This window comes from Paracoccus lichenicola (genome assembly GCF_009708075.1).
Classification (GTDB): domain Bacteria; phylum Pseudomonadota; class Alphaproteobacteria; order Rhodobacterales; family Rhodobacteraceae; genus Paracoccus; species Paracoccus lichenicola.
The window spans coordinates 1-19657 of the sequence record NZ_WMBT01000021.1 but is presented as its reverse complement, the minus strand read 5'-3'; the positions used below and the strand labels follow the sequence as shown (position 1 = coordinate 19657).

Below are 19657 nucleotides of genomic sequence, written 5' to 3'. Positions count from 1 at the left end.
GAGGATGAGATGTTCACGAGACGGAAATTCCTGCACACGACGGCCGCCACCGGCCTGACGCTTGCCGCGCCCCATCTGGCCGCACCGGCCATCGCGCAGGGCGCGCGGATCAAGCTGGGCTACGTGACGCCCCGGACCGGTCCCCTGGCCGGTTTCGCCGAAAGCGACGACTGGAACATCAGGACCTTCCTCGCGTCGGAACCGGGGCGCGAATTCGAGGTGGTGGTCAAGGACAGCCAGTCGAACCCGAACCGCGCCGCCGAGGTCGCCAAGGAACTGATCCTCGGCGACGAGGTGAACCTGATGCTGGCGGCCTCGACGCCCGAAAACACCAATCCGGTCGCCGGGGTCTGCGAGGGCGAGGGCGTGCCCTGCATCACCACCGTCGCCCCCTGGCAGCCCTGGTTCATCGGGCAGCAGGGCAACCCGCGCGACCCGGCAAGCTGGCAAGGCTTCGACTATGCCTTCCATTACTTCTGGGGCATGGAGGACGTGATCGCGGTCTATACCGCCATGTGGGACCAGCTTCAGACCGGCAAGGCGGTGGGCGGGCTGTTCCCGAACGACGCCGACGGCAATGCCTGGGGCGACCCGGACAACGGCCTGCGCCCGGGCCTGGCCCAGCGGGGCTACAGCCTGACCAATCCCGGCAGCTTCCAGAACCTGTCCGATGATTTCTCGGCCCAGATCAACGCCTTCAAGGCGGCGAACACGGATATCATCACCGGCGTGCTGATCCCGCCAGATTTCGCCACCTTCTGGGCACAGATGCGCCAGCAGGGGCTGAGGCCCAAGGCGGTGACCGTGGCCAAGGCGCTGCTGTTCCCGCAATCGGTGGAAACGCTGGGCGAGGCCGGGCACAACCTGTCTTCCGAGGTGTGGTGGTCGCCCTCGCACCCGTTCTCCTCGTCCCTGACCGGGAAAGGCTCGGCGGACCTGGCTGCGGATTTCACCGCCGCGACCGGGCGGCCCTGGACCCAGCCGATCGGCTTTGTCCATTCGCTGTTCGAGGTGGCGGCGAACGTCATGGGCCGGGTCGATGACACGGGCGACGGCGACGCCGTGGCCGAGGCGCTGGCCGCGACCGACATGGCCACCGTGGTGGGCCGGATCGCCTGGAACGGCGCGGGCGTGCCGGACTTCGCCGCCCGCAACGTTTGCAAGACGCCGCTGACCGGCGGGCAGTGGCGCAGGAAAGAGGGCGGCGGCTATGACCTGGTGATCGTCGAGAACGGCGCCGCCCCCGAGATCCCGACCGGCGGCCGGATGGAGGCACTGGCCTGACCGGGCCAGGGCAGCGGCGCGCCGCTATATATCGAACTGCTATGCTAAGGGGGGTTTTTCGCATTTGACTTGCACGGACGCAGACCGCTTCATGCAGGCAACGGTTTCGCCCTCTGGGAGGCGGGCGAGGCCTTCTTGTCAGGACCGATGCATGGTTCCGGGTTTTCCCGGGCCGATGCCGCCTTGCCTGCCCCTCGGGCCGGTCGCGGCGTCCCGTCCTGCCGTGGACGGAAGGGGCAAAAGGGGAGGATGCCTTGGCTTCACTTGAGACGATGTTCGACGTGCGCGGCAAGTCCGTGATCGTCACCGGCGGCGCCAGCGGCATCGGCCGCGCCTATGCCGAGATCATGCTGCAACAGGGCGCCCGGGTCTGCATCTTCGACATCGACGCCGAAGGACTGGACCGCACCGTGGCCGAACTGGCCGGGGATGGCGGCGAGATCTGGGGCCGGCAGGTCGATGTCGGCGACCGGCCCGCAATGGCCGCGGCATTCGACGCGGTGGCCGAACGCCATGGCCGCATCGACACGGTCTTCGCCAACGCGGGCATCGACCCCGGTCCGGGCTTCATGACGCCCGAAGGCGAACGCAATCCCGACGGCGCCATCGAGAACATCCCCGACAGCCAGTGGGACCGCGGCATCGAGATCAACCTGACCTCGGTCTATACCACGGTGAAGAATGCCGTCCGGCACATGAAGCCCCAGGGCGGGGGGCAGATCATCGTCACCTCGTCCATCGCGTCCCAGATCAACGAAAGCATCGTCGGCACCAGCTACATGCCCGCCAAGGCGGCGGTGAACCACTTCGTGCGCCACATGGCGATGGAACTGGGCGCCTTTGGCATCCGCGTGAACGCCATCCTGCCCGGTCCCTTCATCACCAACATCGCCGGCGGGCGGCTGCGCAACAAGGCCGACCGCGCCGCCTTCGAAAGCCAGTCCCTGATCGGCCGCATCGGCGATGTCGAGGACATCAAGGGGCTGGCGCTTCTGCTGGCCTCGCCCGCGGGGGCCTTCTTCACGGGATCGCTGATCGTGATCGACGGCGGTTCGCTGACCCGCATGACCTGAATGCCGCAGCCTGCGCGTCGGGACAAGACGCGCGGCCCATCCAAGGGAGGAACGACAGTGACCCATTACAACAAGCTCGTCAGATCGGGGATCAGCCGCCGGTCCCTGCTGCGCGGCGCAGGGGCGGGGATGGTCTCGACCCTGGCCTTGCCGGGCTATCTGCGCGCGCAGACGGCGGGCCGGATCAGGATGGCCTATATCACCCCCGCGACCGGTCCCCTGGGCCTGTTCGGCGAAACCGACGGCTATACCGTCCAGAAGATCCGCGCGGCCCTTGGCGGCACGATCACCGCCGCCAACGGCAGCACCTATGATCTGGAAATCCTGGAACGCGACAGCCAGTCCAGTCCCAACAAGGCGGCCGAGATCGCGGGCGACCTGATCCTGAACGACGAGGTGCATCTGATGGTGCCCGCCTCGACCACCGACACGATCCTGCCGGTCATGGAACAGTCGGAACTGTATGAAACGCCCTGCATCTCGGCGGGCGCGCCCTGGCAGGCGGTGATCATGCCGCGCGGCGGCGGGGAATTCGACTGGACCTATCATTTCTTCTGGGGCCTGGACGAGGCGCTGAACACCTATGTGGGGCTGTGGAACGGGCTGGACAGCAACAAGGTCGTCGGGATGCTGTTTCCGCAGAACATCGACGGCGAGACCTGGGGGAACGAGGATTACGGCCTGCCCGCGCCGACCCGCGCCGCGGGCTACGAGGTGGTGATCCCCGGCTATTTCCAGCCCCGCACCAACGATTTCTCGGCCCAGATCGCGGAATTCAAGGCCAAGGGCTGCGAGATCATCGGCGGCATCACCTATCCCGACGACCTCAAGACCTTCGTGACCCAGTGCAACCAGCAGGGGTTCCGCCCCAAGGCCATCACGGTCGCGGCGGCGCTGCTGTTTCCCGGCGGGGTCGAGGCGATGGGCGGCCTTGGAAACGGCATGTCCACCGAAGTCTGGTGGACCCCGGCCTTCCCCTTCAAGTCGTCGCTGACCGGCCAGACCGGGCGCGAGATCGCCGACCAGTGGGAAACGGACCAGAAGCGCCAGTGGACGCAGCCCTTGGGCTATTCCCATGCCCTGCTCGAGGTGGCGATCGACATCCTGAAACGATCGACCGATCCCCTGGACCGGGAAGCCAACCGCGAGGCCATGGCGGCGACCGACCTGTCCACCGTCTGCGGGCCGGTGCGGTTCGGGGGCACGCCGCACAAGAACATCTGCACGATGCCGATCTTTGGCGGGCAATGGGTCAAGGGCGCGAAATGGCCCTATGACCTGAAGATCGTCGACAACACCGTCAACCAGCTGTTCCCGCCGGAACAGAAGATCGTTCCGATCGTCTGGTGATCATGCGGGACACGACCGATCAGAACTGGAAAGCCGGAGAGATTCATCTCGCCGCGCGCGACGTGTCGAAAAGCTTCGGCGCGGTGCGGGTGCTGCACGGCGTCAGCTTCGATGTGCATCGCGGCGAGGTGCTGGGCATCCTTGGTCCCAACGGGGCGGGCAAGACCACGCTGTTCAACATGATCAGCGGCGACATCCGCCCCTCGGGCGGCGAGATCCGTTTGGGACGCGTCCCCCTGAAGGGAGAGCCGCCGTTCCGGCGCTGCCAGATGGGGATCGGGCGGACCTATCAGATCCCGCGTCCCTATTCCGGCATGACCACCTTTGAAAACCTGCTGGTGGCCTCGACCTTCGGGGGCGGCCGTTCGGAACGCGACAGCTACGCCTTTTGCGCGCAGGTGCTGGAGGAATGCGAACTGTCGGGCAAGGCCAACCTGCGCGCCGGGGGGCTGACGCTTCTGGACCGCAAGCGTCTGGAACTGGCCCGCGCGCTGGCATCCGACCCACAGCTTCTGCTGCTGGACGAGATCGCGGGCGGCCTGACCGACGAGGAATCCCGGGATCTGGTCGCGCTGGTGCGCCGCATCCGCGACCGGGGCGTGACCATCGTCTGGATCGAGCATGTGCTGCACGCGCTTCTGGCCGTGGCCGACCGGCTGATGGTGCTGAACTTCGGCGAGAAGATCGCCGAGGGCGCCCCCGACGCCGTGATCGCCGACCCCGACGTGAAGCGCGTCTATATGGGGATCGAGGGATGAGCGGCGCCATTCTTTCGACGCATGGCCTGGTGGCGCGCTATGGCGATTTCCAGGCGCTCTACGGCATCGACTTCCACATCGACGCGGGCGAGGCCGTGGCGCTGATCGGCGCCAATGGCGCGGGGAAATCCACCTTCCTGCGCGCGGTGATGGGCCTCTTGCCGGTCGCGCCGGACATGGTGCGCATGGGCGGGCAGCCCGTCGGCGGCACCCCTGCCGACCGCATGGTGCAAAAGGGCGTGGCCATCGTCCCCGAGGGGCGGCGGCTGTTTTCTGGCATGTCGGTCCAGGACAACCTGCGCGTGGCCGTCGATCAGGCCGACCGTCTGGGCCGCAAGGGCGGCTGGTCGCTGGCGCGGCTGCACCAGTTGTTCCCGATCCTGAAGGAAAAGGCCCGCACCCCGGTGCAAAGCCTGTCGGGCGGGCAGCAGCAGATGGTGTCCATCGGTCGGGCGCTGCTGTGCCAGCCTCGGGTTCTGCTGTGCGACGAGATCAGCCTGGGCCTGGCGCCCCGGGTGATCCGCGAAATCTATGCCGCGCTTCCCGAGGTGCGGGCGCAAGGCACATCGGTCGTTCTGGTCGAACAGGACGTGGGACTGGCCCAGTCGGCATCCGACCGGCTTTACTGTATGCTCGAAGGGCGGGTGACGCTGACCGGCCCATCCGGTTCGGTCACGCGCGACGCCATCGGCCAGGCCTATTTCGGAGGCTCCCATGCAGTGGCTTGACGCGCTGGTCCAGGGCATCCTGCTGGGCGGCATGTATGCGCAATACGCCCTGGGCATGGCGCTGATGTTCGGCGTCATGAAGATCGTGAATGTCAGCCATGGCGACCTGGTGATCCTGCTGTCGCTGGTGGGGATTTCGCTGGCCTCGTCGTTTGGCCTGGGACCGTTCACCGTCATGGCGGCGCTGGTGCCCCTGGCGGTAGGCTTGGGCTGGCTGCTGCAAAAGGCCGTCCTGAACCGGGTGGTGGGCGAGGATCCGCTGCCGTCGCTGATCGCCACCTTCGGCCTGTCGCTGGCGTTGCAGAACCTGATGTTGCAGATCTGGTCCGCCAACAGCCGTTCCCTGCCCGGTGGCGGCATCGAAAGCCGCTCGATCCAGGTCGGCGGCATCCATATCGGCCTTCTGCCGGTGATCGTGCTGGTCTTCGCGGTCGCGCTGACCTGGGGGCTGGACCTGATGCTGAAGCGCACCCGGTTCGGCCGGGCGCTGCGGGCGGCGGCCTCGGATGTCGAGGCGGCGTCGATGACCGGGATCAACCCGCGCGCGGTCTATGCCGCGGCCACGGCGATCGCGGTGGGCATCCTGGGCTTTGCGGCCGTGTTCCAGTCGCTGCGCTCGACCGTGGCCCCGGCCGATGGCGGCGCGCAGCTGATCTATGCCTTCGAGGCCGTCATCATCGGCGGCATGGGGTCCGTCTGGGGGGCCTTCCTGGGCGCGATGGTCCTGGGCGTGGCGCAGGCCATCGGGTTTCGCATCGACCCGGGCTTCGGCGTTTTGGCCGGGCATATCGTCTTTCTGCTCGTGCTGGCGACGCGCCCGCAGGGCCTGTTCGGAAGGGCCTGAAGCATGACGATGGTTTCCATGATGCCCCCGCAGGTGCGGATCCGGCGGCAGACCGCCTCGGGGCGGATCGCGCTGGCGCTGTTCGTGCTGGCGGTGATCGGGCTGGCGGCGATGCCCTGGTGGGCCAAGACCGGCACCATCCGCATGGTGCTGGAACTGTGCTGCTATGTCGCCGTGGCGCAGATGTGGAACATGCTGGCGGGCTATGCGGGCCTCGTGTCGGTGGGCCAGCAGGCCTTCATGGGGGCTTCGGGCTATGCGCTGTTCGTGCTGGCCCAGACCTTCGGGGTGAACCCCTTCCTGGCGGTCTTCCTGTCGCTGCTGGTGCCCCTGGTGCTGGCCGTGCCCTGCTATCTGCTGCTGCACCGCCTGGACGGGCCGTATTTCGCCATCGGCACCTGGGTCGTGGCCGAGGTGTTCCGCCTGGTCGCCTCGAACCTGCCCCTGGTGAACGCGGGGGCGGGCATGTCGCTGTCGGTGATGAAGGATTATTCCGCCTTTCAGCGCAACATCGCCATGTCGCTGTTCTGCGCGCTGCTGGTCCTTGTCAGCATCGGCGGCAGCTACTGGTTCCTGCGCTCGCGCTTCGGGCTGGCGCTGATCGCGATGCGCGACAATCCGGTGGCGGCGGCCAGCCAGGGCGTGAACGTGCGGCGGTTGCGCTTCATGATCTATGTCGCGGCGGCGGTGGGCTGCGGGTTGGTGGGCGCGGTCTATTTCATGGCGCAACTGCGCATCAACCCGCCCTCGGCCTTCGATCCGATGTGGTCGAACATCGCCATCTTCATCGTCATGGTGGGCGGCATTGCCTCGATCGAGGGGGTGCTGATCGGCACGCTGATCTATTTCATCGCGGACCGCTGGTTCGGCGAATACGGCGCCAGCTATTTCGTCGTCCTGGGGGTGATGACGGTTCTGGTGGCGCTTTACGCCCGCACCGGCATCTGGGGCATGATCGCGGCCCGGTGGGACGCGCCCTGGTTCCCGATCCGCCGCCATCTGGTTCTGGAAAGGGACAAGCCATGAAGGCCGTCATCTTCGACGCGGTGGGCCAGCCGCTGCGCGCCGATACCCGCCCCGATCCCGCGCCCGCCCCCGACGAGGTCGTGCTGCGCGTGGCCGGTTGCGGCATCTGCGGCAGCGACCTGCACATCACCGAGGATCCCGTGCCCTTCGGCATCGGGCCGGGCTTCGTCCTGGGTCACGAAATCTCGGGCGAGGTGGTGGCGACGGGCGGCGCCGTGCAAGACTTGCGCCCCGGCGACCGGGTGGCGGTGGTGCCGATGCGCGGCTGCGGCCATTGCCCGCGCTGCCTCGCCGGCGATCCGGCGCGCTGTCCCGACATGGTGCTGATCGGCGGCGGCTATGCCGAGCATGTCACCGTCGCCGCGCGCCAGTGTCAGCGCCTGCCCGAAGGCGTGGCGCTGTCCGACGCCGCGCTGGCCGAGCCGCTGGCGGTGGCGCTGCATTGCATCGTCCGGTCCGGCATGAAGCCCGGCTGTCGGGTGGCGGTGATCGGCGCCGGTCCCATCGGGCTGCTGGTCGCCTTCTGGGCGCGGCGGATGGGGGCCAGCCATGTGGCGGTGGCCGACCTGCACGACCACCAGCAGGGCCGGGCGCTGGCCCTGGGGGCCACGGGTTTCGCGCTGTCCGGTCCCGCCCTGGCCGAAAACCTGGCCGATCTGTGCGGCGGCGCGCCCGACATCGTCTTCGAATGCGTGGGCAAGCCGGGCTTGCTGCAAGCGGCGTCCGAAGCGGTGCGGCTGCAAGGCAAGGTGATCGGCGTCGGCCTGTGCATCGGCGGCGACGAATGGGATCCCTTTGTCGCGCTGTCCAAGGAGATCGACCTGATCTTCAGCGTCTTCTTCCACCAGCGCAACGAATTCGGCGTGGCGCTGGACGCGCTGGCCGCCGGTCCCTTTGCCCCGCAGGCGATCATCACCGACCGGATCGACCTGTCGCAGGTGCCGCAGGTGTTCGAATCCCTGCGCCGCCGCACCACGCAATGCAAGGTGCTGATCCAGCCCGAACCGTCCTGAGGAGACGCAAGACATGGCCGTGAACTTCGAGACGCTGGAATACGACATCGGCGGCGTGCGGACGGTGGTCAAGGCCACAGGGCACGGCAAGCCGATCCTGTTCCTGCACGGCGCCGCCACGCTGGAAGGCTTTGACTTTGCCGAAGGGCTTGCCGACCGTTTCCGCGTGCTGCTGCCCAGCCATCCGGGCATGGGGTTTTCCGGCCCCGCCTCGCATATAGCCGACATCTCGGACATGCTGCTGCATTACCTGAACCTGCTGGATGCGCTGGATCCGGGGGAAAAGCCGCATCTGATGGGCTTTTCCATGGGCGGCTGGATGGCCACCGAACTGGCCGCCATCGCCCGCGAACGGTTCGACAAGGTGGTGCTGATCGCGCCCGCCGGGCTGAAAGATCCGGCCCATCCGGCCGCGTCGTTGGAGGGCATCGCGCCGCAGGACTTTCCCGGCTACCTGACCCATGACCCGGCGGTCGCGGCGCGCTTCTTTCCCGACGGCAGCGATCCGGCCTTTGCCGAAGCCTTCGGCGCCGACCGCGCGCGCGAGGGCGATCTGGTCGCGCGGCTTTGCGCGTCCTTCGGCATGGGCCACCCGAACCTGCGCCGCTTCATGGCGCGGATCACCAACCCGACGCTGCTGGTCTGGGGCGAAAGGGACCGGCTGCTGCCCGCCTCGCAGGCCCCGATCTGGCTGGAGAACCTGCCCCACGCGCAGTTCCTGTCGGTGCCCGAGACCGGCCACCTCGTGCCGCAGGAACGTCCCGAAACCCTGAAGACCATCGGCGATTTCCTCGCCGCCTGAACCTTGTCCTTGAGGAGGAGCAAGATGAACAAACCCATGAACCACGCCTATTGGGGCAAGTCCGTCGATTACCGCGACGTGCTGAAGCAGATCGCCCAGATCGGCCCGCAGCTTGAAGCCAACGCCCCGGCGGACGAGGCGGCGGGCGAGCTGACGCCCGAAACCTTTGCCCTGCTCAAGCCCCTGCGTTTCTCGCACCTTCTGGCGACCGAGGAACTGGGCGGCGCGCAGATGCGCCCGACCGAGGTGCTGCAACTGCTGGAGGCCGTCACCTACCACTCCGGCTCGGCCGGTTGGGTGTCGATGGTGCATTGCTGCATCGGCGCGATGTCGGCGGCCTTCTTGCCCGACAGCGCGGTGGAACGCCTGTTCGCGCCCGGCACCGACAACCGCTTTTCCGGGCAGGGGGCGCCCTTGGGGATGCTGAAAAAGGTCGAGGGCGGCTATACCCTGACCGGCAGGTGGAGCTATGGCTCGGGCTTTTCGCACGCCACCTGGTCGCATTCGGCCTGCTTCGTGGACGACGGCACCGGCAAGCCCGCCAAGGACGAGGCCGGCAACGTCATCGTCATGTGCGCCCATGCGCCCATCCCGGAACACGATCAACTGGGCAACTGGGACGTGCTGGGGCTGAAGGGCACCGGGTCCATCGACTACTCCGCCCAGGACGTGTTCATCGCCGAGGATCTGGTGTTCCCCATCCTGACCGCGCCGCCGCAGCGCCTGAAGGAATTGTTCAGCCTGGGCATCGTCGGCCTTGCCTCGATCGGGCATACCGGCTGGGCCATGGGAACCGGGCGGCGGATGCTGGACGAGATCGCGGGCTTCGCGCGGTCGAAATCCGGCCGCGCCGGGCTTCTGGGGGAAAGCGAGAAGTTCTGGCATGACTATGGCCGCGCCGAGGCCAGCTATCGCGCCGCCCGCGCCCTGGTGATGGAGGTCTGGGGCGAGATCGAGCGTCTGGCCGAAAGCGGGCAGATGATGTCCACCCGCCAGATCAGCCTTGTCCATCTGGCCAAGGCGCAGATCCACGAGGTCGGCGTCGATGTCTGCAACTTCGCCTATCGCGCCTCGGGCGGGGCGGGGCTGCGCGCGGGCGTGATCCAGCGCACCTTCCGCGACATGATGGTGGCGGCGAACCATTTCACCATCGCGCCGTCCATCGTCACGGCGGCAGGCCGCGAACTGGGCGGCCAGTGGTCCGACCGGGTCTGGCAGTTCTACGACCTGATCGAGAAGAAGTAAGGCACCCGCCGGGCCGGGGAACACCCCCCTTGGCCCGGCAGCATTCCCGGAGCGCTTATGACCGACCAACCGCTTTCGCAGGCCTTCCGCGAGGCCTTCCGCTGCCATCCCGCCGGGGTGGCGGTGATCACCGCCGATCCGGGCGGCGGGCCGGTGGCGATGACCGTCTCGTCCCTGATCTCGGTCAGCGCGGAACCGCCCACGGTGGCCTTTTCGCTGTCGTCGCGGTCAGGCTCGACGGCGGCCGTGATGGCGGCGGGCGGGATCGTGATCCATCTGCTGCGCTTTGACGACCTGGCGCTGGCGCAGCTTGGGGCGACGCCGGGGGCGGACCGTTTCGGCCCCGGTGTCGCCTGGCAGCGCCTGCCCTCGGGCGAGCCGCGCTACAGCGGCGTGGCGACCTGGTTCCGCGCGCGCATCCAGGGTTCGCTGCCGGTGGAGGGCGCGACGGTGGTGGTGGCGGAGCTGCTGGAAGGCGAGGCGGGCCATGCCCCCGACGCGCCGGAACTGGAATCGCTGATCTATCTGGACCGGCGCTGGCACCGGTTGCGCGAGGCGGCGGACGGCCGCGCCAGCCTGACCCTGATGGTCGAGGACAGCCGCGACGTGTTCCGCTGACCGTCCGGCAGCCGCGCCTTCATAGCGAAAGGCGATATTGCCGCCGGATCATCCGATCCAATCCGCGCCCGCCCGCCTCTAGGGTGGGCATCGGGCAGACCGGCCAGAAGGGGAGAGGGCCATGGCGATCCTGTCGCTGCGGGACGTGTCGAAACGCTTTGGCGCGCTGACGGTGGCCGAGGCGGTCAGCCTTGACCTAGCCCCCGGCGAGGCATTGGGCATCATCGGCCCGAACGGCGCCGGGAAATCGACGCTGTTCAACCTGATCACCGGCAACCTGCGCCCCGACTGGGGCAGCGTCAGCCTGGACGGGCGCGACATCACCGCCGAGACGCCGATGCAGCGTTGCGCCAGCGGCATCGGCCGGTCCTTCCAGATCCCGCAGCCCTTCGATCACCTGTCGGTTTACGAGAACCTGCTGGTCGCGGCGCGGTTCGGCGGCGGGGTCGGCGCGGCCGAGGCGCCCGGCCACTGCATGACCATCCTGCGCCGCACCGGGCTTGAACCGCTGGCCGACCGCAAGGCGGGGGGCTTGCCGCTGCTGAACCGCAAGCGGCTGGAACTGGCCCGCGCCATGGCGACCCGGCCCCGCGTGATCCTGCTGGACGAGATCGCGGGCGGGCTGACCGATGCCGAATGCGGCGAACTGATCGCCACCATCCGCGCCATCCATGCCGAAGGCACCGCCATCCTGTGGATCGAGCATGTGCTGCACGCGCTGACGGCCGTCGTGACGCGGCTGATGGTGCTGAACTTCGGCCGGGTGCTGATGATCGGCGCGCCCGACCAGGTCATGGCCGCCCCCGAGGTGCGCGAGATCTATCTGGGGATCGAGGCATGAGCGCCCTTCTGCAAGTGACCGCCCTGACGGCCCATTACGGCGATTTCCAGGCCCTGTTCGGGGTGGATCTGACGCTGGACCCGGGCCAGACGCTTGCGATCATCGGCGCGAACGGGGCGGGCAAGACCACGCTGATGCGGGCGATCACCGGCATCGCGCGGGTCACGGGCGGGTCGGTGCTGCTGGACGGGCAGCGGCTGGACCGGATGGCCGCGCCCGAGATCCTGCGCGCGGGCGTGGCCATGGTGCCCGAAGGGCGGCGCCTGTTTCCCAGCTTGACGGTCGAGGAAAACCTGCGCATCGGCGCCCATGCCCGCCAAGGCAGCGGCTTCTGGACGCTGTCCCGGATTTGCGACCTGTTCCCCGTGCTGCGCGACCGCAGGGACCATCCCGGCACCGCGCTGTCCGGCGGCCAGCAGCAGATGGTGGCCATCGGGCGGGCGCTGATGTCGAACCCGCGCGTTCTTCTGTGCGACGAGCTGTCCCTTGGCCTCGCCCCGGTGGTGATCCGAGAGATTTATGCGGCCTTCCCGACCATCCGCGACAGCGGCACGGCCATTGTCGTGGTCGAACAGGACATCGGCCAGGCCTTGAAGGTGGCCACAATGGTGCATTGCATGATGGAGGGGCGGATCACCCTGTCGGGTCCCCCCGAAAGCCTTGGCCGCGAGGCGATCCACGACGCCTATTTCGGGGTGAGGCACGGATGATCTGGCTGGACACGCTGATCCAGGGGCTGATGCTGGGCGGGCTTTACGCCCTGTTCGCGGCGGGGCTTTCGCTGGTGTTCGGGATCATGCGGCTGGTCAACCTGGCGCATGGCGACCTGATCGTGCTGGGCGCCTATCTGATCCTGGGGATCGGGACGGCGACGGGGCTGAACCCGTTCCTGGCCGCCGTTCTTGCGCTGCCGCCGATGTTCGCCCTGGGCTGGCTGTTGCAGACGGTCCTTCTGAACCGGGTCCTGGGCGATGATATCCTGCCGCCGCTTCTGGTGACCTTCGGCCTGTCGGTGGTGATCCAGAACGCGCTGCTGATGGGGTTTTCCGCCGACAGCCGCAAGCTGCCCGTGGGTCCGGTCGAGGCGCAATCGCTGGCTTTGGGTCCGGTCAACCTGGGGGTGATGCCGCTGGTCACCTTTGCCTCGGCCGTGCTGGTGATCTTCGGGCTGAACCGGCTTTTCTACCGCACCGCGCTTGGCCGGGCGTTCCGCGCCACCTCGGACGATCCGGTGACGGCGCAACTGATGGGCATCCGGCCGGACCGCGTCTTTGCCGTGGCGACGGGCATCGCGCTGGTCGTGGCGACGATTGCCGCGCTTTACCTGGGTGCGCGGGCGAACTTCGACCCCTCGACCGGCCCTGCGCGGCTGCTTTACGCCTTCGAGGCGGTGATCATCGGCGGCCTTGGCAGCCTGTGGGGCACGCTGGCCGGGGGGCTGGTGATCGGCGTGGCCCAGGCCTTCGGCGCGGCGCTGAACCCCGAATGGCAGATCCTGGCCGGGCACCTGGCCTTTGTCGCCGTGCTGCTCGTGCGTCCGCGCGGGCTGTTTCCCCGCGCCAATGACTGAGGGGGCAGGGATCATGCGCAAGGTGCTTCTTCCCGCGGGCCTGCTGGTGACGGCCGTTCTGCTGGCGGCGCTTCCCGTGATCGGCAGCCGCGCGCTGGTGCAGGATCTGTTCATGGTCCTGTGCCTGCTGGTGCTGGCGCTGAACTGGAACATGCTGGCGGGCTTTGCCGGGCTGGTGTCCGTGGGGCAGCAGGCCTTTGTCGGCATCGGCGCCTACGGCATGTTCGCCTGCGTCATCCTGTGGGGGATGGACCCGCTGGCCGGGCTGCTGGTCGGCGGACTGGTCGCCATGGCGCTGTCGGTGCCGGTGGCCTTCTTCACCTTTCGCCTGAACGGCGCCTATTTCGCGATCGGCACCTGGGCCGTGGCCGACATCGCCCGGCTGAGCCTTGGGCAGTGGCGCGCCCTGGGCGGCGGCACCGGCACCGCGCTGCCGAAATCCGCCGTGCAGGACATGCCGGGGATCGAGGCGATCCGCACCCTGATCGGCGGATCCAGGGCGGCGGCGGTCGATGCGCTGACCTATTGGCTGGCGCTGGCCCTGGTGCTGGCGATGCTGGCCGCAAGCTGGCTGTTCCTGCGGTCCCGCATGGGACTGGGCTTGCAGGCCGTGCGCGACAATCCGGTCGCGGCGCGTTCGGTGGGCGTCGATCCCGTGCGGCTGAAGGCGCTGGTCTTTCTGCTGACGGCCTTCGGCACCGGGATCTGCGGCGGGCTTCTGTTCATCCAGATCGGGCGGATTTCCCCCGATGCGGCGTTTTCGCTGCTGGACTGGACCGCCTTCGTCATCTTCATCGTCGTGATCGGCGGCATCGGCACGCTGCCCGGCCCGGTCGTGGGCGTGCTGGTCTTCTATGGGCTGCAACGCCTGCTGGCCGATTACGGCACCGTTTATCTGATCGTCCTGGGGCTGATCGGCATCGCGATCATGCTGTTCGCGCGCCGCGGCCTGTGGGGCGCCCTTACCCGACGCACCGGCCTGGATCCGGTGCCGCTGTCCCACGCGGCGCCCCGGCCCGCCCCGACACCCGATTCCTGAGGAGGAAGACCCCGTGAGCTATTTCACCGAAGCCGACTCGACCGCCACCGTGAACGGGCGCATGGGCGCGCAGACCGATGCCCGGCTGGCAACCGTCATGGAAAGCCTGGTCCGGCATCTGCATGATTTCGTAAAGGATGTCGGCCTGACGCAAGAGGAATGGGAATACGGCATCGGCTTCCTGACCCAGACCGGCCAGATCTGTTCCGGCGAACGGCAGGAATTCATCCTGCTGTCCGACGTGCTGGGCGTATCCATGCTGGTCGATGCGATCAACAACCGCCGCCCCGCAGGCGCAACCGAAAACACCGTCTTCGGTCCCTTCCATGTCGATGGCGCGCCGCTCCGGGCCATGGGCGACACCATCAGCCTGGACGGCAAGGGCGAAAGCTGCCTGTTCGAGGGCCGCGTCCTGGACCTGGACGGCAACCCCGTCGAGGGCGCCACGGTGGATGTCTGGTCCGACAATGCCGACGGCTATTACGACGTGCAGCAGCCGGGCATCCAGCCGAAGTGGAACAACCGCGGCCGCTTCATCACCGGACCGGACGGGGCTTACGCCTTTCGCGGCATCAAGCCGGTCAGCTATCCGATCCCCGACGACGGTCCGGTGGGGCAGATGCTGGGGCATCTGGGCCGCCATCCCTATCGCCCCGCGCACATGCACTATCTGGTCACGGCGCCGGGCTATCAGCGGCTGGTCACGCATACCTTCGTGGGCGGCGACGAATACCTGACCTCGGACGCGGTGTTCGGCGTCAAGGACAGCCTTGTCGCCCCTTACGAACGCCTGGAAGGCGGCGATACGCTGTGGCGCTCGCCCTTCGATTTCGTCCTGGTTCCGGTCTGAGGCCGCCATGCCCAACGTGAAAATCTATATCGACGAGGCCTGTTACCAGGCGGTGCGCCCGGCGGTGTCCGACCTGTTGCCCGATCTTCGCGTGATCCTGTGCGAGGGGCTGGAGGTCACGCCCGCCGCCTGCCAGTTCGCGGTGCTGCCCGTGCTGGGGCTGCCCGATCAGCCCCGGATCAATGCCGAACTGCACGTGATGCCCCGCCCGTCGCGCACGCGCGACCGGCTGGAACAGGTCGCCGGCAGGATGCGCGACAGCCTGTCGCGCGCCAGCGGCCTGACGGTGGCGATCAGGATCGCGCAGCTTGACGCGGCAACCTATGTGGCGCTGAAATGATCAGCCGCGCCGACGGGTGATCTGCTGGTCATGGTCCATCCGTGCCTGGAGCCGCTGGCATTCGGCCAGCAGGAAGGCCGTCAACTGCCGCACGGCCGGCGGCAACTGGCGGTCCGACACGCGCAGGATGCCCAGTTGGCGTTCGGCATGGTCGATCTTCAGCGGCAGGGCTTCCAGCGGAATGGTGCGGCGAGACAGGAACACCACCGAATAGGGCAGCACCGTCAGCGCGTCCGAGCCGGTCAGCACCGACTGGATCGAGGCCAGCGTGCCGCCCGAGAAATTCACCCGGAAATCCTCTTGCCCGATGGATTTCAACGCCCGTTGCAGGTCGCGGTACAGCGGGCTGTCCGCAGGCGGCGCGATCCAGGCATAGGGCGCGATGTGGTTCAGCGTGATGCCGCGGGTGCGGGTCAGCGGATGGCCCGCCCGGCAGGCGATGACGTTGTTGCCCGACAACAGCGGCGTGAACTCCAGATCCGGGGGCACCTGTGCGGGGTGCAGCGGCAGGATCGCGACATCGAGACCCCCGTTCCTCAGCCCGGCCTCGAGCTGGTTCAGATAGCCATAGGACTGGTCGATCTGCACATCGGCATGGCGCGACTGGAATTCGGCGATCATCGAGGCCACCACGCCATCCATGAAGATCGGCGAGCCGCCGACCCGCAGCCTGCCCGCCAGCCCCTGCCGATAGCGTTGCACCAGCAGGCTGGCTTCCTTGTTGGCGCGGTGGATGCGGCTGCCAAGGCGCGCCAGGCTGGCGCCCAGTTCGGTCGGGCGCAGCGGGCGGCGGCCCGGCTCAAACAAGGGCAGGCCGATGCGCGCTTCCAGCAGCGCCATCGAGCGCGAAACCGAGGGCTGCGACTTGCCCAAGGCCTCGGCCCCTTCCGTCAGGCCGCCGTGTTCGACGATGGCCGCCAGGATCTCAAGGTGTTCGCTGTCGAGTTTCATAGCAAATGGCTATATTACGGCGCACACATCCGATCAATATTTCTGTTCTCGGGTCATAGATTTGTCCGCAAGAAAAGGGAGGAGCCATGTCCTTTTACCGTGACGAGTTCACCGCGCGCAGTGCGGCGGTGCGCGTGCGCTTCGGCGCCGGCATCCGCAAGGCGGTGGCCGAGGAAATCGGGGCGCTTGGCGCCAGCCGGGCGCTGATCCTGACCACGCCGCAGCAGGCCGCCATGGCCGACGAATTCGCGGCGCTGTGCGGGGGCGCGGCGGTCGGCCGGTTCACGGGTGCCGCGATGCACACGCCGGTCGATATTTCGGAACAGGCGACGGCCTTGGCACGCGATCTGGGCGCGGATGTGCTGGTCTCGGTCGGGGGCGGATCGACCACGGGTCTGGGCAAGGCCATCGCGCTGCGCACCGACCTGCCGCAGATCGTGGTGCCCACCACCTATGCCGGGTCCGAGGCCACGGGGATCCTCGGGCAGACCGAAAACGGCGTCAAGACCACGCTGACCAGTCCCAAGGTCCAGCCCGAGGTGATCCTTTACGACGCCGAACTGGTGACAAGCCTGCCGGTCGGGATGACCGTCACCTCGGCCCTGAACGCGATGGCCCATGCGGCCGAGGGGCTTTACGCGCGCGACCGTTCGCCCTTGTCGTCGCTGATGGCGGTCGAGGGGCTGCGCGCCTTTCGCGACAGCCTGCCCGCCGTCATGGCCCGGCCCGGTGACGTGGCAGCGCGGGGGCAGACCCTTTACGGCGCCTGGCTGTGCGGCACGGTTCTGGGACAGGTGGGCATGGCGCTGCATCACAAGCTTTGCCACACGCTGGGCGGCAGCTTCGACCTGCCCCATGCCGAAACCCATGCGGTGATCCTGCCCCATGCCCTGGCCTTCAACGCCAGGGCGGTGCCCGATCTGCTGGCGCCGGTCAGCGACCTTTTCGGCCATGGCGATCCGGGACTGGGCTTGTGGCATTTCGCGCGTGACGCCGGTGCGCCCTTGGCATTGCGCGACCTTGGCCTGAAGGAAGGCGATCTGGACCGGGCGGCGGATCTGGCTTCGGCCAACCCCTATTGGAATCCGCGCCCCGTGACGCGCGAGGCCATCCGCGCCCTGCTGGGGGCCGCATGGGCGGGGAACGAACCCGCCATCTGATCCTGAAGGGGACCGGGCAAGGAGGCCCGCGCCCCGCTGCATATCCTTGGGAGGACATTCATGACAGACATGAGCACCGATGTGCTGATCATCGGCACGGGTCCCGCAGGCTCGGCCACGGCGGCGCTGCTGTCGGGCTACGGCATCGCCAACATCGCGGTGAACCGTTATCGCTGGCTGGCCAACACGCCGCGCGCCCATATCACCAACCAGCGCACGATGGAGGTGTTGCGCGACCTGGGCCGCGAGGTCGAGGCCGAGGCCTACATGTTCGCCACCCATCAGGACCTGATGGGCGAGAACATCTTTTGCGAAAGCCTGGCCGGAGAGGAGATCGGCCGGATGAAGGCCTGGGGCAACCATCCGCTGTCCAGGGCCGAACACCTGATGTCCTCGCCCACGAAGATGAACGACCTGCCGCAAACCTACATGGAGCCGCTGCTGTTCAAGACCGCCTGCCAGAGCGGCACGCAGGCGCGCATGTCCACCCAATACCTGCGCCACGAACAGGACGCGGCCGGGGTGACGACGACCTGCCTGGACCGGCTGTCGGGCAGGGAAATCACCATCCGCTCGAAATACCTGGTCGGCGCGGATGGCGGCAAATCGCTGGTCGCCGAACATGCGGGCCTGCCCTTTGAAGGCAAGATGGCCGTGGGCGGCAGCATGAACATCCTGTTCCGCGCCGATCTGTCCCGCTATGTCGCGCACCGGCCTTCGGTTCTCTACTGGGTCATGCAGCCTGGCGCGGATGTGGGCGGCATCGGCATGGGGCTGGTGCGGATGGTGCGGCCCTGGAACGAATGGCTGATCGTCTGGGGCTATGACATCAACGGACCCGAACCCGAGGTCACGCCGGACTTCGCCACTGGCGTCGCGCGTCAGCTGATCGGCGACCCGGATCTGGAAATCGAGCTTTTGTCCGCGAACACCTGGACCGTGAACAACTATTACGCGACCCGCATCAGCCAGGGCCGGGTGTTCTGCATGGGCGACGCGATCCACCGCCATCCGCCGTCGAACGGCCTAGGCTCGAACACCTCGATCCAGGACGCCTTCAACCTGGCCTGGAAGCTGGCGATGGTGGTCAAGGGACAGGCGGGCGAAGGCCTGCTGGACAGCTACGACGCCGAACGGGCGCCGATCGCCAAACAGATCGTCACCCGCGCCAACCAGTCCATTGCCGAGACCGGCCCCATCTTCGCCGCGCTCGGCATGGCCGAGGGCGTCAGCCCCGAGCAGATGCAGAAAAACCTGCAAGCCCGCACCCAGGGCACCCCCCAGGCCGAGGAACAGCGCGAGGCGATCCGCAAGGCCATCGCCTTCAAGAAATACGAGTTCGACGCCCACGGCGTCGAGATGAATCAGCGTTACCGCTCGGACGCCATCGTGACGGATGGCCAGATCGAACCCGCCTTTTCGCTGGATGCCGACCTGCATTATCAGCCGACCACCTGGCCCGGCGCGCGGCTGCCCCATGCCTGGCTTTACCGCCACGACACCGGCGCCGAAGTCTCGACGCTGGATCTGTGCGGGCACGGCCGCTTCACCCTGCTGACCGGCTTGGGCGGCGAGGACTGGGTCAAGGCGGCCGAGGCGCTGGCGGCGGAACTGGGGATCGAGATCGCCACCCATGTCATCGGCCCGCGCCAGACCCATGTCGATCACAGCGGTGACTGGGCGCGCCTGTCCGAGATCCGCGACGACGGCTGCCTGCTCGTGCGCCCCGATCATCACGTCGCCTGGCGATCCACGGCGAAAAGCGCCACGCCCCAGGCGGATCTGACCCGGGTGCTGAAGGCGGTTCTGGCGTGGTGACGTTCATCTTCCCGCAGGTGCGGGTCGGGCCGCAAGCCCGTCAAGCCTGCCAGGGCGGCGGCGGGCCAGAAACGGTGCGGCATGACATGCCACAGGGCAGGATCAGGGATTTCCGACCGGCAGGACGCAGTGGCCCATACCCGCTTGGCGATGAACAGGGCAGGGGATGGTCGGACGGGCAGGGCGCCCGTCCGGGCGGCACTCTCCGCCCCATGTCACGACCTGGTTCCCAAGCAGAACGCCTATCAAGAACCTGGATGCCCCCGCAAGCCGCGCTTACCCCTTATCCTTTTCTGCGACGCTTTTCATTTCGGGGGCTGCGACGAAGCGCCATGCTCTTCGGGGTC

The 19657-nt window shown here is 67.8% G+C and carries 20 protein-coding genes; 19 read left to right on the top strand and 1 reads right to left on the bottom strand.

Features of this window, described 5'->3' with window-relative positions; translation table 11 throughout:
* Nucleotides 1-9 precede the first annotated feature (9 nt).
* From GIY56_RS16880 to GIY56_RS16800, 17 genes are all read left to right on the top strand, one after another.
* Nucleotides 10-1284, top strand: a complete 1275-nt coding sequence (locus GIY56_RS16880; protein ID WP_154766037.1) for an ABC transporter substrate-binding protein — start codon at nt 10-12, stop codon at nt 1282-1284.
* Between the two features lie 254 nt (nt 1285-1538).
* Nucleotides 1539-2357, top strand: a complete 819-nt coding sequence (locus GIY56_RS16875; RefSeq protein WP_154766036.1) for an SDR family NAD(P)-dependent oxidoreductase — start codon at nt 1539-1541, stop codon at nt 2355-2357.
* Nucleotides 2358-2414: 57 nt separating this feature from the next.
* Nucleotides 2415-3707 carry an ABC transporter substrate-binding protein gene (locus GIY56_RS16870; RefSeq protein ID WP_328288584.1) on the top strand — a complete coding sequence of 431 codons (1293 nt, stop codon included), beginning with the start codon at nt 2415-2417 and terminating at the stop codon, nt 3705-3707.
* 2 nt (nt 3708-3709) lie between these two features.
* Nucleotides 3710-4465: an ABC transporter ATP-binding protein gene (locus GIY56_RS16865; protein ID WP_154766034.1), complete on the top strand. Its 756-nt coding sequence runs from the start codon at nt 3710-3712 to the stop codon at nt 4463-4465.
* Nucleotides 4462-5193, top strand: a complete 732-nt coding sequence (locus tag GIY56_RS16860) for an ABC transporter ATP-binding protein (protein WP_154766033.1) — start codon at nt 4462-4464, stop codon at nt 5191-5193. Before GIY56_RS16865 ends, GIY56_RS16860 begins: the two co-directional genes overlap by 4 nt.
* On the top strand, nt 5180-6037 hold the full coding sequence (locus tag GIY56_RS16855; protein WP_154766032.1) for a branched-chain amino acid ABC transporter permease: 858 nt from the start codon (nt 5180-5182) through the stop codon (nt 6035-6037). Before GIY56_RS16860 ends, GIY56_RS16855 begins: the two co-directional genes overlap by 14 nt.
* Before the next feature lie 3 nt (nt 6038-6040).
* Nucleotides 6041-7063 carry a branched-chain amino acid ABC transporter permease gene (locus tag GIY56_RS16850; protein ID WP_154766031.1) on the top strand — a complete coding sequence of 341 codons (1023 nt, stop codon included), beginning with the start codon at nt 6041-6043 and terminating at the stop codon, nt 7061-7063.
* Entirely contained in the window at nt 7060-8076 is a 1017-nt protein-coding gene (locus GIY56_RS16845; protein WP_154766030.1) for a zinc-dependent alcohol dehydrogenase, read from the top strand. The genes GIY56_RS16850 and GIY56_RS16845 overlap by 4 nt, the downstream gene beginning before the upstream one ends.
* Before the next feature lie 13 nt (nt 8077-8089).
* Complete coding sequence (locus GIY56_RS16840; protein ID WP_154766029.1) at nt 8090-8878, top strand: alpha/beta fold hydrolase; 789 nt, start codon at nt 8090-8092, stop codon at nt 8876-8878.
* Between the two features lie 24 nt (nt 8879-8902).
* Nucleotides 8903-10123, top strand: coding sequence for an acyl-CoA dehydrogenase family protein (locus GIY56_RS16835; RefSeq protein ID WP_154766028.1), 1221 nt, complete (start codon nt 8903-8905; stop codon nt 10121-10123).
* A gap of 57 nt (nt 10124-10180) precedes the next feature.
* On the top strand, nt 10181-10741 hold the full coding sequence (locus GIY56_RS16830) for a flavin reductase family protein (RefSeq protein ID WP_154766027.1): 561 nt from the start codon (nt 10181-10183) through the stop codon (nt 10739-10741).
* 121 nt (nt 10742-10862) lie between these two features.
* Nucleotides 10863-11582 (top strand): ABC transporter ATP-binding protein, encoded by a 720-nt coding sequence (locus GIY56_RS16825; RefSeq protein ID WP_154766026.1) that lies wholly within the window; start codon nt 10863-10865, stop codon nt 11580-11582.
* A complete protein-coding gene (locus tag GIY56_RS16820) occupies nt 11579-12292 on the top strand; it encodes an ABC transporter ATP-binding protein (RefSeq protein ID WP_154766025.1) in 714 nt (237 codons plus the stop codon). The genes GIY56_RS16825 and GIY56_RS16820 overlap by 4 nt, the downstream gene beginning before the upstream one ends.
* Nucleotides 12289-13152 (top strand): branched-chain amino acid ABC transporter permease, encoded by an 864-nt coding sequence (locus GIY56_RS16815; protein ID WP_154766024.1) that lies wholly within the window; start codon nt 12289-12291, stop codon nt 13150-13152. The genes GIY56_RS16820 and GIY56_RS16815 overlap by 4 nt, the downstream gene beginning before the upstream one ends.
* 13 nt (nt 13153-13165) lie before the next feature.
* The gene (locus GIY56_RS16810) at nt 13166-14191 is read left to right on the top strand and encodes a branched-chain amino acid ABC transporter permease (protein WP_230312602.1); all 1026 of its coding nucleotides are present in this window, start codon (nt 13166-13168) and stop codon (nt 14189-14191) included.
* A gap of 13 nt (nt 14192-14204) precedes the next feature.
* Entirely contained in the window at nt 14205-15041 is an 837-nt protein-coding gene (locus GIY56_RS16805; protein ID WP_328288583.1) for an intradiol ring-cleavage dioxygenase, read from the top strand.
* 7 nt (nt 15042-15048) lie between these two features.
* On the top strand, nt 15049-15381 hold the full coding sequence (locus tag GIY56_RS16800; RefSeq protein ID WP_154766022.1) for a hypothetical protein: 333 nt from the start codon (nt 15049-15051) through the stop codon (nt 15379-15381).
* Here GIY56_RS16800 and GIY56_RS16795 read toward each other — a convergent pair whose 3' ends face one another.
* Nucleotides 15382-16332 (bottom strand): LysR family transcriptional regulator, encoded by a 951-nt coding sequence (locus GIY56_RS16795; RefSeq protein WP_154766021.1) that lies wholly within the window; start codon nt 16330-16332, stop codon nt 15382-15384. It lies immediately after the preceding gene.
* Between the two features lie 86 nt (nt 16333-16418).
* On the opposite strand from GIY56_RS16795, the gene GIY56_RS16790 reads away from it, so the two are divergent.
* Together GIY56_RS16790 and GIY56_RS16785 are read left to right on the top strand one after the other, a co-directional pair.
* Complete coding sequence (locus GIY56_RS16790) at nt 16419-17492, top strand: maleylacetate reductase (RefSeq protein ID WP_154766020.1); 1074 nt, start codon at nt 16419-16421, stop codon at nt 17490-17492.
* Between the two features lie 60 nt (nt 17493-17552).
* Complete coding sequence (locus GIY56_RS16785; protein ID WP_154766019.1) at nt 17553-19310, top strand: FAD-dependent oxidoreductase; 1758 nt, start codon at nt 17553-17555, stop codon at nt 19308-19310.
* The last annotated feature ends 347 nt before the right edge of the window (nt 19311-19657 follow it).

What these genes read in the sequence shown, in the direction of transcription:
- GIY56_RS16880 (WP_154766037.1), top strand. Translation starts at nt 10, where the DNA reads ATGTTCACGAGACGGAAATTCCTGCACACGACGGCCGCCACCGGCCTG.
- GIY56_RS16865 (WP_154766034.1), top strand. Translation starts at nt 3,710, where the DNA reads ATGCGGGACACGACCGATCAGAACTGGAAAGCCGGAGAGATTCATCTC.
- GIY56_RS16860 (WP_154766033.1), top strand. Translation starts at nt 4,462, where the DNA reads ATGAGCGGCGCCATTCTTTCGACGCATGGCCTGGTGGCGCGCTATGGC.
- GIY56_RS16855 (WP_154766032.1), top strand. Translation starts at nt 5,180, where the DNA reads ATGCAGTGGCTTGACGCGCTGGTCCAGGGCATCCTGCTGGGCGGCATG.
- GIY56_RS16850 (WP_154766031.1), top strand. Translation starts at nt 6,041, where the DNA reads ATGACGATGGTTTCCATGATGCCCCCGCAGGTGCGGATCCGGCGGCAG.
- GIY56_RS16845 (WP_154766030.1), top strand. Translation starts at nt 7,060, where the DNA reads ATGAAGGCCGTCATCTTCGACGCGGTGGGCCAGCCGCTGCGCGCCGAT.
- GIY56_RS16840 (WP_154766029.1), top strand. Translation starts at nt 8,090, where the DNA reads ATGGCCGTGAACTTCGAGACGCTGGAATACGACATCGGCGGCGTGCGG.
- GIY56_RS16835 (WP_154766028.1), top strand. Translation starts at nt 8,903, where the DNA reads ATGAACAAACCCATGAACCACGCCTATTGGGGCAAGTCCGTCGATTAC.
- GIY56_RS16830 (WP_154766027.1), top strand. Translation starts at nt 10,181, where the DNA reads ATGACCGACCAACCGCTTTCGCAGGCCTTCCGCGAGGCCTTCCGCTGC.
- GIY56_RS16825 (WP_154766026.1), top strand. Translation starts at nt 10,863, where the DNA reads ATGGCGATCCTGTCGCTGCGGGACGTGTCGAAACGCTTTGGCGCGCTG.
- GIY56_RS16820 (WP_154766025.1), top strand. Translation starts at nt 11,579, where the DNA reads ATGAGCGCCCTTCTGCAAGTGACCGCCCTGACGGCCCATTACGGCGAT.
- GIY56_RS16815 (WP_154766024.1), top strand. Translation starts at nt 12,289, where the DNA reads ATGATCTGGCTGGACACGCTGATCCAGGGGCTGATGCTGGGCGGGCTT.
- GIY56_RS16810 (WP_230312602.1), top strand. Translation starts at nt 13,166, where the DNA reads ATGCGCAAGGTGCTTCTTCCCGCGGGCCTGCTGGTGACGGCCGTTCTG.
- GIY56_RS16800 (WP_154766022.1), top strand. Translation starts at nt 15,049, where the DNA reads ATGCCCAACGTGAAAATCTATATCGACGAGGCCTGTTACCAGGCGGTG.
- GIY56_RS16795 (WP_154766021.1), bottom strand. Translation starts at nt 16,332, where the DNA reads ATGAAACTCGACAGCGAACACCTTGAGATCCTGGCGGCCATCGTCGAA.
- GIY56_RS16790 (WP_154766020.1), top strand. Translation starts at nt 16,419, where the DNA reads ATGTCCTTTTACCGTGACGAGTTCACCGCGCGCAGTGCGGCGGTGCGC.
- GIY56_RS16785 (WP_154766019.1), top strand. Translation starts at nt 17,553, where the DNA reads ATGACAGACATGAGCACCGATGTGCTGATCATCGGCACGGGTCCCGCA.